Genomic DNA, 14,971 nt, shown 5'->3' on the forward strand with positions numbered 1-14,971 from the left:
TTGCCTGCGAACTCGGCGTAACAGTTACAAACCATTGGTTTTTGTCCGTCACAGGCACTAGTTTAGGGCGCAGCTTTCGTTCTCCCTGAGGTGTGCAATGTCGCTTGAAACGTGGCTGGCCTTCTTCGCTGCTTGTTGGGTCATCAGTCTGTCTCCAGGCGCCGGTGCGATCGCATCGATGTCCAGTGGCCTGCAATATGGGTTTTTGCGCGGCTACTGGAACGCCCTGGGCTTGCAGCTGGCGCTCATTGTCCAGATTGCGATCGTTGCCGCGGGGCTGGGTGCCGTCCTTGCGACGTCGGCGCTGGCCTTTACGCTGATCAAATGGTTTGGTGTCGCCTACCTGGTGTACCTGGGCATCAAGCAGTGGCGTGCCTTGCCGAGCGACCTTGCCGATAGCGATTCCGCTCGCCCGGTGGGCAAGCCGCTGGCGTTGGTGACACGGGGCTTTCTGGTCAATATCAGTAACCCGAAGGCGCTGGTGTTCATGCTGGCGATCCTGCCGCAGTTCATCGACCCCCACCTTCCACTGCTTCCGCAGTACCTCACGATCGGCGCGACGATGGTCAGTGTCGATCTGATTGTGATGGCGGGCTATACGGGGCTGGCTGCGAAGGTGTTACGTGCCCTCAAGACGCCACGGCAGCAGCGGCGGATGAACCGCACCTTCGCCGGTTTGTTCGTCAGCGCGGCGGCGTTTCTGGCGACCCTGCATCGGGCTTGATCGCACCCGCGCTGCTGCAGTCATACCTTTCCCGGTGGGGCGTCATTGAGACTGCCGACACCGGGAAATCATACCTGCGAAGAAGAGCGCTTGAGTGCGCGACGTTCAACATGAACAATAGCAACCCTTCGCATTCCTATTTGAGATCCACTCATGTTTCCCGCTTCTCGCTATTTGGCCTGCCTGGGCTTGATGCTCGTGAGTCTATTGAGCACGCCTGCCTCGGCAGGTGCCGTCGATGGCGCTGCCCAGGCGCTGCACTTGCTCGATTACGTGAGTGCCGATTACCCGCCGACGGTGGCTGATGGAAAGGTTGTCGATGAGGCCGAATACCAAGAGCAGGTGGAGTTTCTGGGTGCACTGGCTGGCTTGATCGAGGCGCTGCCTCCGCGGGCGGAGCGCGGCGAACTGGCCCAAGGCGTCAAGGCATTACAAGGTGCTGTCGATCAGAAGCGGGACGGGACCGTCGTCGCACGCCAGGCGCGTCAGCTCGGTGCGAAGCTGGCAGCGTCCTACGAGGTGAGTCAGGCGCCTGTCATCACGCCGGACCCCTCCCGTGGCGCGCCGCTCTATGCACAGAACTGTTCCGTGTGCCACGGCGAAGTCGGCGGCGGTGATGGCCCGGCGAGCATTGGCATGACGCCCTCTCCGGCCAATCTGCGGGACGCGGCGCGACTGGACCGACTGAGTCTCTACGATATCTTCAACACCCTCGGTCTGGGCATCGAGGGGACTGACATGCCCTCGTTCGCCGACCAGATGGACGAGCGTCAGCGTTGGGACGTCGCGACCTACATCGCGGGTTTCAGCGCTGAGAAACAGGCTCAGCCGGTCAAGACGTTCAACCTCCCTGATCTCGCACGCCAGACGCCTGCCGAAATCGCGTCAGCCGAAGGCGCACAGGCGGCTGCCGCGTTTCGAGCCCAGCGTGCTCAGCCGCCGCAGGTGCAGCGTGGCCCGGCGCAGTTGCTCGACTACACCCGTGCGACGCTGGACAAAAGCCTTGCCGCGTATCAGGCCGGTGATCGCGAACAGGCGTATGACCTTTCGGTGGCCGCCTACCTCGAAGGTTTCGAGTTGGTGGAAAGCTCGTTGGATAACGTCGACGCCAACGTGCGCAAGGATACCGAAAAGGCGCTGATGGCTTACCGGCAAGCCCTGCAGGATGGGTTGCCACCTGCCCAGGCCGCCGAGAGGCTCGACGCGGCGAAGCTGAAATTGCAGGCATCGGCGGACTTGCTTGGCAGCGATGGCCTGAGCACCTCGTTGAGCTTCATTTCCGGTCTGCTGATTCTGCTGCGGGAGGGGCTGGAGGCGATTCTGGTGTTGGCGGCGATTCTGGCGTTTCTGCGCAACACCGGGCAGCAATCGGCGGTGCGCAGCGTAAACGCCGGCTGGGGCTTGGCGCTGCTCGCAGGGCTGGGAACCTGGGCGCTGGCGGCGTATGTGATCGACGTCAGTGGCTCGCAGCGTGAATTGTTGGAGGGCGCCACTGCGCTGTTCGCCAGCGTCATGGTGCTGTGGCTGGGCGTCTGGATGCACGACCGTCGCCATGCAGCGGCCTGGCAGGACTACATCAAGAGCAGCCTGGTCGGCGGTGGTGGCCGCTTCGGCTTCGCGGTGCTCGCGTTCTTCTCGGTCTATCGCGAGTTGTTCGAAGTGATCCTGTTCTACGAGACCCTGTGGTTGCAGGCAGGTCCGGCCGGGCATAACGCTGTGTTGGCCGGGGGCGCCACAGCGCTGGTACTTTTGGTCGGCTTGGCCTGGGTGATATTGCGCGGCTCGGCGAAGCTGCCTCTGGCCATGTTCTTTGGTATCAACGCCGCGCTGTTGTGCGCGCTTTCCGTCGTATTTGCCGGGCATGGTGTCAAAGCGTTGCAAGAGGCCGGCATCTTCGGAACACGTCCGGTGCCGTTCTTCGAGTTCGACTGGCTGGGCATTCACGCCGATGCGTACTCACTGAGCGCTCAGGCCATCGCCTTGATCGCGATTGCCATACTGTATGGCCGTAGTCGTCTGGTGGAAAAGCGTCGCATCGAAGCTGCTTGAAACCTGTTAAGGGGCTGCCGCATGGCGCCCCTTTCCGTCACGCAAATCGCGACGCACACGTCGTGGTTCGGCCCATACGGTTCACTAGAAAATCGTCACCAGGACTTTTCAATCATGCGTGTTTGGATCGACGCCGATGCCTGTCCCAAGGCCGCGCGGGATCAAGTGGTCAAGTTTGCCCTCAAGCGGCAATTCGAAGTGGTGCTCGTCGCCGGGCAGGCCGTCCCTCGACCCGCTTTCGCGTTGGTCAAGCTGATCGTGGTGCCAAGCGGGCCTGATGCCGCCGACGATTATCTCGTGGAGCACTCGGTGCCGGGTGAATTGGTGATTTGCAGCGATGTTCCCTTGGCAGACAGACTGGTCAAGAAGGGGGTCGCTGCTCTGGATCCCCGTGGCAAAGAGTTCGATGCCCAGAACATGGGCGAGCGCCTGGCTGTGCGTAACCTATTCACCGATTTGCGTGAGCAGGGCCAAGTGGGAGGAGGGCAAAGCGCCTACGGAGATCGTGAAAAACAGGCCTTCGCCAACGCGCTGGATCGAATCCTGACGCGCTTGGCGCGAGGCTGAATCGCACGTGCCGCTCGTGGGCTCAGGGTTGCGGTTCTTCCATCGCCAATTCCAACACCCGGTCCACCAGCTTGTTGATACCGGTCGCCACCTCGCTGATTGATTTGGCGACCATGTACGCCGGGGTGCTGACCAGCTTGCGGTCTTTGTCTTCGACAATATCGGCCACGTCACACGTCTGATGCTGGCCGCCCATCTTGGTGATCTTCGCGGCTGTTTCGGCGCAGTTGCCGATGGTGCAGGTTACGCCTGGGCCGTAGATCTTGGCGGCCAGGGCAGGGGCTACGCAGATCAGGCCGATCGGCTTGCCCGCCTCGGCGAATGCTTCGGCCATGGCCAGCACTTGCGCCTGAACCCTGCAGCCCGATCCTTCTGTCGCGAAATTCGAGAGGTTTTTCGCTGCGCCAAATCCGCCAGGAATGATCAGGGCATCGAATTCACTGATATCGGCCTCACGAATGTCTTCGATGGCTCCCCGGGCGATCCGTGCCGACTCCACCAATACGTTGCGGGTTTCGGGCATTTCTTCGCCGGTGAGATGGTTGACGACGTGGTGTTGAGGGATGTTCGGCGCGAAGCATTTGACCTGGGCGCCGCGCTGGTCGAGGCGCAGCAGGGTGAGCACGCTTTCATGAATTTCCGCGCCGTCCTGCACGCCACAACCGGAAAGAATGACCGCTACCTTTTTGCTCATCGTATTTTCCCCTTCAGGGCGATCCGGTCGAGCCGGGTACGCCAGATATGTCGTGCTCCGTGGCGTGGACGACACCCGCGATGTCTTCCAATGTCTCTTAATTTGTCATTGGTTGCCACAGGACGTTCGTTTTGAGAACGCCTGTTTATGGAAATTCCATCATCGTGAAGCGCCCATGCGGCGCTCTAGAGGGCGTTACTTTGAACTTGGACGGGAAGACGCTGGCAGGGAACGTGCCGCAATGGCATTCACTGTGTTTGGGATCAAGGCGCGTGTAAGGGCCTGTGAGACGCAATGGCGTTCGTTGCGCTCGGGGTGGGGTCACTCGTCTGGCCGGTCCTTGGCCTCGGCCTCGGCCTCGGCCGACTTCGCCAACCTTGCTTCTTCGCGTGCGATACGAGCGTTCTTGATGCGACGTCTGATCCACAGCAGGCCACCGATCACTAGCAAGGCGCCCAATACCCAGAGTTCGTATTTCTTCACGTTGCCCAGCAAGCCCTCAAGCACGGCCCCGAATTTGTAAGCCGCTGCGCCCAACGCGGCGGCCCAGATGGCGGCGCCAATGCCGTTGAGCAGCAGATAGCGCCCCGGTGGATAACCGGACAAGCCGATGGCCACAGGCATGACGGTGCGCAGGCCATAGACGAAACGGAAGCTCAACACCCAAATGTCCGGGTGCTTGCGAATATGTTCCAGCGCACGATCACCGAGCATTTGCCAGCGTGGTTTGCGTGCCAGAAGCTTGCGGCCGTGCTTGCGCCCCATGAAATACCAGAGCTGGTCCCCGGCATAGCTGCCGAAGAAGGCAACTACCACGACCAGATTGATGTCCATGTACCCACGAAACGCCAGAAATCCAGCGAGAACCAGAATGGTCTCACCTTCGAAAAAGGTGCCGAGGAAAAGGGCGAAGTAGCCAAATTCTTGTAAAAAATGCTGGAGCATCATATGGGTGCTGGCGAAATGAACGCGCAGCCTAACGCGCCGGGCACATTCAGGAAAGTGTCGAAATGTGTCTCCACGTTAAAGTTTCTTACGACATCGCTAGATTTGTCGTCTAACGAGCAGGTTTGCGTCGCGGCCGGTATGGTGAACTTTCAACTGTCATGCAAGAGTCACAATGCTGGCTTATAACTGTCACGTTTGTCCGCAGGAGCCCGGTGTGACCGGTCTTCGCCGCTGTTCGTCCCCTTTTTGTGGCGGGACCGGCAGGTTGATCTCCTCAGCCGTTCCCACGGCCCAACTGTGATAAGGGCGATTGCCTTACAGGATTATTCATGAGTACCGAAGGAACATCCCAAGCAGCCATTGAAATCGACCCCCCGGTCATGTCTCAGGAAGTCACCTCCGTGGTCGAGCCGACCATCGAGGTTGTGCCCGTTCCTGAAGCGCACACGCCCGCCGCGCCAGCCGTCGTCATCCCGAATCTGGATGACAGCAGCCTGTATATTCATCGCGAGCTGTCACAGCTGCAGTTCAACATCCGGGTTTTGGAACAGGCGCTGGATGAATCCTATCCGCTGCTCGAACGTCTCAAGTTCCTGCTGATCTTTTCCAGCAACCTGGACGAATTCTTCGAAATCCGCGTCGCGGGGCTGAAAAAGCAGATCACCTTCGCCCGCGAGCAAGCTGGTGCCGACGGCCTGCAGCCTCACCAGGCCCTGGCCCGCATCAGTGAGCTGGTTCATGGTCACGTAGACCGTCAGTACGCGATTCTCAACGACATCCTGCTGCCCGAGCTGGAAAAGCATCAGGTGCGCTTCATTCGCCGCCGTTACTGGACCACCAAGCTCAAAACCTGGGTGCGTCGGTATTTCCGCGACGAGATCGCGCCGATCATCACCCCCATCGGTCTGGACCCGACGCACCCGTTCCCTCTGCTCGTCAATAAATCCCTGAACTTCATTGTGGAGCTGGAGGGCATCGACGCCTTCGGTCGGGATTCGGGGCTGGCGATCATTCCGGCGCCGCGTCTGCTGCCGCGGATCATCAAAGTGCCGGAAGATGTCGGGGGGCCGGGGGATAACTATGTGTTCCTGTCGTCGATGATCCATGCTCACGCCGATGACTTGTTTCAGGGCATGAAGGTCAAGGGCTGCTACCAGTTCCGTCTGACCCGTAACGCGGACCTGGCGCTGGATTCCGAAGACGTTGAAGACTTGGCTCGCGCGTTGCGGGGTGAATTGTTCTCACGCCGCTACGGCGATGCGGTGCGGCTGGAAGTGGCCGACACCTGCCCGAAACACCTGTCGGACTACCTGCTCAAGCAGTTCAACCTGAGCGAAACCGAGCTGTACCAGGTCAATGGCCCGGTCAACCTGACGCGTCTGTTCAGCATCACCGGCCTGGACAGCCATCCGGAGCTGCAATACACGCCGTTCACGCCCGCCATTCCGAAGCTTCTCCAGAACAGCGAAAACATCTTCAACGTGATCAGCAAGCAGGACATTCTGCTGCTGCACCCCTTCGAATCCTTCACTCCGGTCGTGGATTTGCTGCGCCAGGCCGCCAAAGACCCTCACGTCCTGGCGGTGCGCCAGACCCTCTACCGCAGCGGCGCGAACTCGGAGATCGTCGACGCGCTGGTGGACGCCGCGCGTAACGGCAAGGAAGTGACGGCCGTCATCGAGCTGCGCGCGCGGTTCGACGAAGAGTCCAACCTGCAATTGGCCAGCCGCTTGCAAGCTGCCGGTGCCGTGGTGATCTACGGTGTGGTTGGCTTCAAGACCCACGCCAAAATGATGCTGATCCTGCGTCGTGAGGCAGGCGAAATCGTTCGCTATGCGCATCTGGGTACCGGAAACTACCACGCCGGCAACGCCCGTCTGTACACCGACTACAGCTTGCTGACCTCTGACGATGCATTGTGCGAAGACGTCGGCAAACTGTTCAGCCAGTTGATCGGCATGGGCAAGACGTTACGCATGAAAAAGCTGCTGCATGCGCCGTTCACGCTCAAGAAAGGCATGCTCGACATGATCGCTCGCGAGACGCAATTCGCGACGGACGGCAAGCCTGCGCATATCATCGCCAAGTTCAACTCGCTCACCGACCCGAAGATCATCCGTGCGCTTTACAAGGCCAGCCAGATGGGCGTGAAGATCGACTTGGTGGTGCGTGGCATGTGCTGTCTGCGGCCGGGCGTTCCAGGCGTGTCACACAACATTCAGGTGCGTTCGATCGTGGGCCGCTTTCTGGAGCACACCCGTGTCTTCTACTTCCTCAACGGCGGCGACGAGCAGATGTTCCTGTCCAGCGCCGACTGGATGGAGCGCAACCTCGACAAGCGTGTCGAGACCTGCTTCCCGGTCGAAGGCAAGAAGCTGATTCTGCGGGTGAAAAAGGAGTTGGAGGGGTATCTCACCGACAACACCCACGCCTGGCTGCTGCAGCCGGACGGGCGCTATATCCGCAGCACGCCGACCGGCAACCAGAACGCCCGCAATGTGCAGGCAGCGCTGCTGGAAAAACTCAGCAACCCGGTCCTCAGCGTACGCTGAGGACGATTCCGACTCGGGTCAACCACTCCGCTTCCAGCGCGAAGTCGGCCTGAGTCAGCTGGTTGTTTTCCAGCCAGCCGTGCGGAAACTGGATGTCGAGCTGATGGTCGTTTGCAGTCAACACCGGTTGCGGCATTTCCTGCGTGCCGCGAATGTGGTGAAACAGGATTGCAAAGCGCAGCAGCACGCACAGACGAATCAGTTTCACTCCCTCATCCCCGAATTCGGCGAACTTGTCCTTCGGGATGTTGCGACGGTGTCCGCGTACCAGCAAGGCGAGCATTTGTTGATCCTCCCGAGAAAACCCTGCCAGGTCCGAATGCTCGATGAGGTAAGCGCCGTGCTTGTGGTAGTGGTAGTGAGCGATGTCCAGGCCCACCTCATGCACTTTGGCGGCCCAACTGAGCAGATCGCGGTAAAGGTCGTCTTCGAGCTCCCAGGCCTGGGCGACCTGATCCAGTGCTGAGAGTGCCTTGCGTTCGACGCGGGCAGCCTGTTCCAGATCGACGTGATAACGGTCCATCAGCGAGCTGAGCGTGCGTTCGCGGACGTCTTCGTGGTGGTAGCGGCCGAGCAGGTCATACAGCACCCCCTCTCGCAGGGCCCCTTCGCAATGGTCCATGCGTTGCAGGTCGAGGGCGTCGAAGATGGCCTCGAGAATCGCCAGGCCGGCCGGAAAAATAGCCCGGCGATCTGGTTTGATGCCTTCGAAATCGATCTTGTCGACCTCGCCCAGCTTCATCAGCTTGCGTTTGAGCCACGCCAATCCGTCTGCGTTGACCTCGCCGTTGCCATGGCCGCCGGCTTTCAGGGCCAGGCCGATGGCACGAATGGTACCGGACGAACCGATGGCTTCGTCCCAGGTCAGGCGATGCAGGGCGTGCTCGATGCTCATGATTTCCAGCCGCGCCGCCGTGTACGCCTGCGCGTAGCGCGCGGGGGTGATCTTGCCGTCCTTGAAATAACGCTGGGTAAAGCTCACGCAGCCCATTTGCAGGCTTTCGCGCAGCAGGGGTTCGAAGCGCTGGCCAATGATGAATTCAGTACTGCCGCCACCGATGTCGGCGACCAGACGTTTGCCTGAGGTGTCGGCCAACGTGTGGGAAACGCCCAGGTAAATCAGGCGGGCTTCTTCACGTCCGGAGATGACTTCCACCGGATGCCCGAGAATTTTCTCGGCGCGGTGAATGAATTCGTTGCGGTTGCGGGCTTCGCGCAGGGCGTTGGTGCCGACGATCCTCACCGAACCGGCGGGCATGCCGTTGATCAACTGGGCGAAGCGCTTGAGGCAATCGAGCCCGCGCTGCATGGATTCTTCGGTGAGTTGACGCTCGTCGTTGATCCCGGCGGCCAACTGCACCTTCTCGCCGAGCCGCTCAAGGATGCGAATTTCACCTTGGTGGGCCTTGGCAACCACCATGTGGAAGCTGTTGGAGCCCAGATCGATCGCGGCGATCAGCGAGAGATTTTTTTCGGCGATTGGCGGCATGGTCAAAGGTCCCGGTCGATAACCCCGACATCGTGCCACGAACCGCCATTGTCGCCAAACAGCGCGATGCATTCGCTGGGCGCGCGGAGATCGTCAGGCGCTCTCCACCGAGCCTATGAAGTTGGCCAGTTCAGGCGTCTTCGGATTGGCCATCAACTCCCGCGGATCACCCACTTCATGCACCTTGCCCTGATGCATGAACACCAGTTTGTCGCCCACCTCCCGGGCGAAGCGCATCTCGTGCGTCACCATAATCAGCGTCATGCCGTCTTTGGCCAGTTCTCGTACCACGCTGAGTACTTCGTTGACCAACTCCGGGTCCAGCGCCGAGGTGATCTCATCGCATAGCAGCACTTTTGGCGACATCGCCAACGCCCGGGCAATGGCCACACGCTGCTGCTGACCACCGGACAAGCGGTCAGGAAAGGCATCGAATTTCTCACCGAGCCCCACACGATCGAGCATCTGTTTTGCCAGTCTGGCGGCGTCGGACTTCGAGGTCTTTTTGACCACCTGCGGCGCCAGCATCACGTTCTCACCGACGGTCAGGTGTGGAAACAGGTTGAACTGCTGGAACACCATGCCGACTTTCTGCCGCAGGCTGCGCAGATCCGCGCGTGCGGCGTCGAGATATTCGCCATCGACTTCGATCACCCCGTCGTTGATCGACTCCAGGCCGTTGAGCGTGCGCAGCAGCGTGCTTTTCCCCGACCCGCTCCGGCCGATGATTGCTACCACCTGGCCTTCTTCCACGCTCAGGTCGATGCCTTTGAGCACGTGGTGGTCGCCGTAGTACTTGTGCAAGGCGGAAATTCTAAGCAGAGGCATGAAGTCTCCTTTCCAGGTAGCGCGCGCTGAGCGACAACGGGTAGCAGAGCAGAAAGTAGCCCAAGGCGACGAAGCCATAGACCATGAAAGGCTGAAAGGTGGCATTGGCGAGCATGCCGCCGGTTTTGGTCAGTTCGGTAAAGCCGATGATCGAAGTCACTGCCGTACCTTTGACCACTTGCACCGAAAATCCCACGGTGGGGGCCACGGCGATGCGCAAGGCTTGCGGCAGTATCACGTAGCGAAGTTGTTCGAAACGGGTCAGTGCCAGGCTCGCCGAGGCTTCCCATTGGCCGTTGGAAATGGACTCCACGCAACCCCGCCAGATTTCGGCCAGATAGGCGCTGGTGAAGAGCGTCAGCGCCAAGGCCGCCGCCAGCCACGGGGAGATGTCCACGCCCAGCAATGCCACCCCGAAAAACACCAGAAACAGCTGCATCAGCAATGGCGTACCCTGAAACAGCTCGATGTAGGCGCGAGCCAGCGTGCGCACTGCCGATGTGTGCGAAATGCGGGCGGTCATCACCAGCAGGCCGATGACGCCACCGCCGAGAAACGCCACCAGCGACAGCAACAGCGTCCATTGCAGGCCGGTAAGCAGGTTGCGCACGATGTCCCATATGGTGAAGTCCATCAGCGTCTCCTTGCGATGTAACGCTGGCCAACCCATCCCAGCAACTGACGAATCAGCAGGGCCATGAACAGGTAGATCAGTGTGGTAATGATGTACGTCTCGAAGGCGCGGAAGTTACGCGACTGGATGAAATTCGCCGCGAAGCTCAGTTCTTCCGTGGCGATCTGCGAACACACTGCCGAGCCGAGCATCACGATGATGATCTGACTGCTCAGCGCGGGCCAGACCTTGCCCAAGGCTGGAATCAACACGACGTAACGGAACGTCTCGAAGCGTGTCATCGCCAGGGCTGCCGAAGCTTCCAGTTGGCCCCGAGGAATCGCCTGAATGCCCGCGCGAATGATTTCCGTGGAGTAAGCGCCCAAGTTGATGACCATCGCCATCACGGCTGCCTGCCATTCGGAAATCTGCAACCCCAGCGACGGCAGCCCGAAAAAGATGAAGAACAGCTGCACCAGGAAGGGCGTATTGCGTATCAGCTCGACATACACCCCAAACGCGGCTGAGAACGGCTGGATCTTCCAGGCCCTGACAATCGCGCCGACGATGCCCACGCTGACACCCAGCAAAGTGCCGATGGCCGTCAATTCCAGCGTGAACAGCGCACCACGTAGCAGCAGGTCAGCATTTTGCAGAACCGGGATGAAGTCGAACTGATAGGCCATCTGAATGAGCTCCGATCAGAGATCGGCCGGCAACGGCTGTTTCAGCCAGGTCTGGGCGTTTTTCTCCAACGTACCGTCTTTCTTCGCCGCCTCGATAATCTCGTTGACCTTGGCCAGAAGCTCAGGCTGGCCTTTGTTTACGCCGACGTAGACGGGCGAATCCTTGAGTTTCACTTTGAGCGCCGGGATGCGTTTGGGATTTTTCTCGCTGATCGCGACCATCACCACGTTACCGCTGGCGATCAGGTCGGTCTGGTTCGCCAAGTAGGCAGCGATGGTGGAGTTGTTGTCTTCGAAGCGTTTGATAGTGGCTTCCTTCGGCGCGACGGCGGTCAGCTCGATGTCTTCGATGGCGCCGCGAGTCACGCTGATGGTTTTACCTTTCAGGTCGTCCACGCTGTTGATGGTGGCTTCCGGTGGCCCGAACACGGCCAGATAGAACGGCGCGTAAGCGCGGGAGAAGTCGATGACCTTCTCCCGATCGGGGTTCTTGCCGAGGCTGGAAATCACCAGATCCACTTTGCCGGTGGTCAGAAAGGGAATGCGGTTGGTGCTGTTGACCGGGGTCAGTTCGAGTTTGACCTTCAGCTTGTCAGCGATCAGCTGCGCGGTATCGATGTCCAGGCCGCGTGGCTTCATGTCGGGGCCTACCGAGCCGAAAGGTGGGAAGTCTTGCGGTACGGCGACTTTCAGGGTGCCGCGGGCGGTCACGTCATCCAGACCATTGGCCTGGGCGGGGGCCTGGCCCAGCATCAGGCTGGCAAACAGGGCGGCGAGCAGTGCGCTGTAACGCTTGATCATATGACGTCTCCGAATCGTAGGAGTAGGCGAGGGATGTGTAGTGTTCCACCGCCAGTGCACAGCCCATGCCAGCCATCCGTTTCTGACGGGGGAATGCGGGCTGGGCGGACATTCCGGTCTAACTGGTCTGAACAGTTGAAGCCATGCGCGCCCCGCTTTGGCGCGCTTGGAGGCCGCGTCGCCCCTCGCTTGGGCGTCACTTGCCGAATGTTCGCGATGACGATAAAAGAGATTTTTTCCGCCGATTTGCGCCTGAGTTCCTATGCACTCCAACTCGATTGCAGTACCTGAAGCGGCCTTTCAGGCGATCCGTAAGCTGATCGCCGAACAAGGCTACGGGCCCGGTGACAGCCTGCCTTCGCAACGGGATCTGGCCCTTCGACTGGGGGTCAGTCGTGCCTCATTACGAGAGGCGCTGTCGTCTCTCAGCGCCTTGGGCCTGGTGAGCGTGCAGCCTGGAAAAGGGGTGTTTGTCCAGGCGATTTCCGAACCACAAACGAGCACGAGCGGTTTTTCCTGGCCATACGCTGCCCATGCGTCGCCTTCCGAGACCTTCCAGCTGCGTTATGCGCTGGAAGGGTTTGCGGCGGGGCTGGCCGCAGTGACGTTGACCGCTGACGAGCGCGACGTGCTCGAAGACAACGTCGAGGCCATGCGCCTGGAATTGAAGGCCGGTGACTTCGACAGCGCTGCAAAACTGGATTTCGATTTCCATCGCCGCATCCTCGTGGCCAGCGGCAATCAGGCCATCCTCGGCATCATCACCGCCAGCGCCGACATTTTTCTGGAAAGTCAGAAGCTGCCGTTCATCCGAGCGGGACGTGCCATGGAGACGTGGCAAGAACACCGCAAGATCCTCCGAGCCTTGGCGCGCAACGCGTCCGGCCCGGCGCAGAAGGCGATGCAGGAGCATATCCGCGGAGCTGCGTTGCGGACTGGCATTGTGTTCGTGGCGCCTTCCCCTTAACGCGTGGGTCCGCCCGACGCCGGAATGTTGGGCGCTGGGCGGGAGTCACTTCAATAAAGCTAGTCATCGCGTCCCATAGCAAGAGACAATCGCTCCAGCCTTCCTGTCACGCGTTGACACAGTTATGATGACCCACGTTTTTTTGCCTATGACCTCGGAGAAATCTCATGAGTAGCGACCTTATCAAACACGTCAGCGACGCGAGCTTCGAAGCCGATGTCCTGAAGGCGAGTGGCCCTGTGCTGGTCGATTACTGGGCTGAATGGTGCGGCCCCTGCAAAATGATTGCCCCGGTTCTGGACGATATCGCCGGTACCTACGAAGGCAAATTGACCATTGCCAAGCTGAATATCGACGAAAACCAGGAGACGCCGGCCAAGCACGGCGTGCGCGGCATTCCGACCCTGATGCTGTTCAAGGACGGCGAAGTCGCGGCGACCAAGGTCGGCGCATTGTCCAAGTCGCAACTGCAAGCCTTCCTCGACGCCAACATCTGATGGCGCTAAAGCCCCGCAAAACGCGGGGCTTTTTTCTGGTACTGCACTAGACGCTCAGAAAATCAAGTGGTACATTCGGCCCCGCAACGGCTTCTCCGTTGCCCCCTGCATAGCCGTCGCCGACGTTCTCCTTTCGATTTGCTCGCGATCCTGTCGCCTTCTCTGCGGCGCGGCCTCATTAAGCCAAAAGCTTAATTTCCCCTCATACATGATTACGTCATTCCTATATGAACCTGACTGAACTCAAGCAAAAGCCTATTACCGATCTGCTCGAAATGGCCGAACAGATGGGCATAGAAAATATGGCCCGTTCGCGCAAGCAGGATGTGATTTTCTCCCTGCTGAAAAAGCACGCTAAAAGCGGCGAGGAAATCTCGGGTGATGGCGTGCTGGAGATCCTCCAGGATGGCTTCGGCTTCCTTCGCTCTGCAGACGCTTCCTACCTCGCCGGCCCGGACGACATCTACGTTTCTCCTAGCCAGATCCGCCGCTTCAACCTGCGCACGGGTGACACCATCGTCGGCAAGATCCGCCCACCTAAGGAAGGCGAGCGTTATTTCGCGCTGCTCAAGGTCGACACTATCAACTTCGACCGTCCGGAAAACGCGAAAAACAAGATCCTGTTCGAAAACCTGACGCCGTTGTTCCCCAACGAGCGTCTGAAGATGGAGGCTGGCAACGGCTCCACCGAGGACTTGACCGGTCGTGTCATCGACCTGTGCGCTCCCATCGGCAAAGGTCAGCGTGGCCTGATCGTCGCGCCGCCTAAGGCAGGCAAGACCATCATGCTGCAGAACATCGCAGCCAACATCACCCGTAACAACCCAGAGTGCCATCTGATCGTCCTGCTGATCGACGAGCGTCCGGAAGAAGTGACCGAGATGCAGCGCACCGTTCGCGGTGAAGTGGTTGCCTCTACGTTCGACGAGCCGCCGACCCGTCACGTGCAAGTCGCCGAAATGGTGATCGAGAAGGCCAAGCGTCTGGTCGAGCACAAGAAAGACGTGGTCATCCTGCTTGACTCCATCACTCGTCTGGCTCGCGCCTACAACACCGTCATTCCGAGCTCCGGCAAGGTCCTGACTGGTGGTGTCGATGCCCACGCGCTGGAAAAACCGAAACGTTTCTTCGGTGCGGCCCGTAACATCGAAGAAGGCGGTTCGCTGACCATCATCGCCACCGCGCTGGTAGAAACCGGCTCGAAGATGGACGAAGTGATCTACGAAGAATTCAAAGGCACCGGCAACATGGAGTTGCCTCTGGATCGCAAGATCGCTGAAAAACGCGTCTTCCCGGCCATCAACATCAACCGCTCCGGTACTCGCCGCGAAGAGTTGCTGACCGCCGATGACGAGCTGCAGCGCATGTGGATCCTGCGCAAGCTCCTGCATCCGATGGATGAAGTCGCTGCGATCGAATTCCTGGTCGACAAGCTGAAAACGACCAAGACCAACGATGAGTTCTTCCTGTCGATGAAGCGCAAGTAACGACAGGGTAAACAACCCATTGCCCGCCGCGCGCGGGGCGGTGGGAGAGAGCGGTGTCCATTCGGGCAC

14 protein-coding genes are annotated in these 14,971 nt (G+C 59.8%); 7 read left to right on the forward strand and 7 right to left on the reverse strand.

Going from position 1 to position 14,971, the window contains the following annotated elements:
- The first annotated feature begins 97 nt into the window (after positions 1 to 97).
- The 3 genes from DBP26_RS04045 (at position 98) to DBP26_RS04055 (ending at position 3,340) form a co-directional block, all read left to right on the forward strand.
- Entirely contained in the window at positions 98 to 724 is a 627-nt protein-coding gene (locus DBP26_RS04045; RefSeq protein WP_108236141.1) for a LysE family transporter, read from the forward strand.
- A 153-nt stretch (positions 725 to 877) separates the two neighbouring features.
- The gene (locus tag DBP26_RS04050; RefSeq protein ID WP_108236140.1) at positions 878 to 2,773 is read left to right on the forward strand and encodes an FTR1 family protein; all 1,896 of its coding nucleotides are present in this window, start codon (positions 878 to 880) and stop codon (positions 2,771 to 2,773) included.
- Positions 2,774 to 2,887: 114 nt separating this feature from the next.
- Positions 2,888 to 3,340 carry a YaiI/YqxD family protein gene (locus tag DBP26_RS04055; protein ID WP_108236139.1) on the forward strand — a complete coding sequence of 151 codons (453 nt, stop codon included), beginning with the start codon at positions 2,888 to 2,890 and terminating at the stop codon, positions 3,338 to 3,340.
- Between the two features lie 22 nt (positions 3,341 to 3,362).
- Here DBP26_RS04055 and elbB read toward each other — a convergent pair whose 3' ends face one another.
- On the reverse strand, positions 3,363 to 4,034 hold the full coding sequence (gene elbB, locus DBP26_RS04060; protein ID WP_108236138.1) for an isoprenoid biosynthesis glyoxalase ElbB: 672 nt from the start codon (positions 4,032 to 4,034) through the stop codon (positions 3,363 to 3,365).
- 321 nt (positions 4,035 to 4,355) lie between these two features.
- Entirely contained in the window at positions 4,356 to 4,982 is a 627-nt protein-coding gene (locus DBP26_RS04065) for a DedA family protein (protein WP_256601084.1), read from the reverse strand.
- 329 nt (positions 4,983 to 5,311) lie between these two features.
- Here DBP26_RS04065 and ppk1 point away from each other — a divergent pair, with 329 nt between their 5' ends.
- On the forward strand, positions 5,312 to 7,534 hold the full coding sequence (gene ppk1, locus DBP26_RS04075; protein WP_108236136.1) for a polyphosphate kinase 1: 2,223 nt from the start codon (positions 5,312 to 5,314) through the stop codon (positions 7,532 to 7,534).
- On the opposite strand, the gene ppx is transcribed toward ppk1, so the two are convergent.
- The 5 genes from ppx to DBP26_RS04100 all read right to left on the reverse strand — a co-directional run bounded on the left by ppx (position 7,521) and on the right by DBP26_RS04100 (position 11,951).
- Complete coding sequence (gene ppx / locus DBP26_RS04080) at positions 7,521 to 9,023, reverse strand: exopolyphosphatase (RefSeq protein ID WP_108236135.1); 1,503 nt, start codon at positions 9,021 to 9,023, stop codon at positions 7,521 to 7,523. The genes ppk1 and ppx overlap by 14 nt on opposite strands.
- A gap of 93 nt (positions 9,024 to 9,116) precedes the next feature.
- A complete protein-coding gene (locus tag DBP26_RS04085; RefSeq protein WP_108236134.1) occupies positions 9,117 to 9,851 on the reverse strand; it encodes an amino acid ABC transporter ATP-binding protein in 735 nt (244 codons plus the stop codon).
- Entirely contained in the window at positions 9,838 to 10,488 is a 651-nt protein-coding gene (locus DBP26_RS04090; RefSeq protein ID WP_177411003.1) for an amino acid ABC transporter permease, read from the reverse strand. The genes DBP26_RS04085 and DBP26_RS04090 overlap by 14 nt, the downstream gene beginning before the upstream one ends.
- On the reverse strand, positions 10,485 to 11,150 hold the full coding sequence (locus DBP26_RS04095; protein ID WP_108236132.1) for an amino acid ABC transporter permease: 666 nt from the start codon (positions 11,148 to 11,150) through the stop codon (positions 10,485 to 10,487). The genes DBP26_RS04090 and DBP26_RS04095 overlap by 4 nt, the downstream gene beginning before the upstream one ends.
- A 15-nt stretch (positions 11,151 to 11,165) precedes the next feature.
- Positions 11,166 to 11,951: a transporter substrate-binding domain-containing protein gene (locus tag DBP26_RS04100; protein WP_108236131.1), complete on the reverse strand. Its 786-nt coding sequence runs from the start codon at positions 11,949 to 11,951 to the stop codon at positions 11,166 to 11,168.
- A 262-nt stretch (positions 11,952 to 12,213) separates the two neighbouring features.
- Here DBP26_RS04100 and DBP26_RS04105 point away from each other — a divergent pair, with 262 nt between their 5' ends.
- From DBP26_RS04105 to rho, 3 genes are all read left to right on the forward strand, one after another.
- Positions 12,214 to 12,918, forward strand: a complete 705-nt coding sequence (locus DBP26_RS04105) for a FadR/GntR family transcriptional regulator (protein WP_108236130.1) — start codon at positions 12,214 to 12,216, stop codon at positions 12,916 to 12,918.
- Between the two features lie 167 nt (positions 12,919 to 13,085).
- Positions 13,086 to 13,415: a thioredoxin TrxA gene (gene trxA / locus DBP26_RS04110; RefSeq protein ID WP_081564805.1), complete on the forward strand. Its 330-nt coding sequence runs from the start codon at positions 13,086 to 13,088 to the stop codon at positions 13,413 to 13,415.
- Between the two features lie 227 nt (positions 13,416 to 13,642).
- Positions 13,643 to 14,902 carry a transcription termination factor Rho gene (gene rho / locus DBP26_RS04115; protein ID WP_108236129.1) on the forward strand — a complete coding sequence of 420 codons (1,260 nt, stop codon included), beginning with the start codon at positions 13,643 to 13,645 and terminating at the stop codon, positions 14,900 to 14,902.
- Positions 14,903 to 14,971 lie beyond the last annotated feature (69 nt).

Source organism: Pseudomonas sp. RIT409 (assembly GCF_003052515.2).
Taxonomy (GTDB): Bacteria; Pseudomonadota; Gammaproteobacteria; order Pseudomonadales; family Pseudomonadaceae; genus Aquipseudomonas.

Bases quoted from the DNA above. Each gene is read 5' to 3' on its own strand.
- DBP26_RS04045 (WP_108236141.1), top strand. From the start codon at position 98: ATGTCGCTTGAAACGTGGCTGGCCTTCTTCGCTGCTTGTTGGGTCATC.
- DBP26_RS04050 (WP_108236140.1), top strand. From the start codon at position 878: ATGTTTCCCGCTTCTCGCTATTTGGCCTGCCTGGGCTTGATGCTCGTG.
- DBP26_RS04055 (WP_108236139.1), top strand. From the start codon at position 2,888: ATGCGTGTTTGGATCGACGCCGATGCCTGTCCCAAGGCCGCGCGGGAT.
- elbB (WP_108236138.1), bottom strand. From the start codon at position 4,034: ATGAGCAAAAAGGTAGCGGTCATTCTTTCCGGTTGTGGCGTGCAGGAC.
- DBP26_RS04065 (WP_256601084.1), bottom strand. From the start codon at position 4,982: ATGATGCTCCAGCATTTTTTACAAGAATTTGGCTACTTCGCCCTTTTC.
- ppk1 (WP_108236136.1), top strand. From the start codon at position 5,312: ATGAGTACCGAAGGAACATCCCAAGCAGCCATTGAAATCGACCCCCCG.
- ppx (WP_108236135.1), bottom strand. From the start codon at position 9,023: ATGCCGCCAATCGCCGAAAAAAATCTCTCGCTGATCGCCGCGATCGAT.
- DBP26_RS04085 (WP_108236134.1), bottom strand. From the start codon at position 9,851: ATGCCTCTGCTTAGAATTTCCGCCTTGCACAAGTACTACGGCGACCAC.
- DBP26_RS04095 (WP_108236132.1), bottom strand. From the start codon at position 11,150: ATGGCCTATCAGTTCGACTTCATCCCGGTTCTGCAAAATGCTGACCTG.
- DBP26_RS04100 (WP_108236131.1), bottom strand. From the start codon at position 11,951: ATGATCAAGCGTTACAGCGCACTGCTCGCCGCCCTGTTTGCCAGCCTG.
- DBP26_RS04105 (WP_108236130.1), top strand. From the start codon at position 12,214: ATGCACTCCAACTCGATTGCAGTACCTGAAGCGGCCTTTCAGGCGATC.
- trxA (WP_081564805.1), top strand. From the start codon at position 13,086: ATGAGTAGCGACCTTATCAAACACGTCAGCGACGCGAGCTTCGAAGCC.
- rho (WP_108236129.1), top strand. From the start codon at position 13,643: ATGAACCTGACTGAACTCAAGCAAAAGCCTATTACCGATCTGCTCGAA.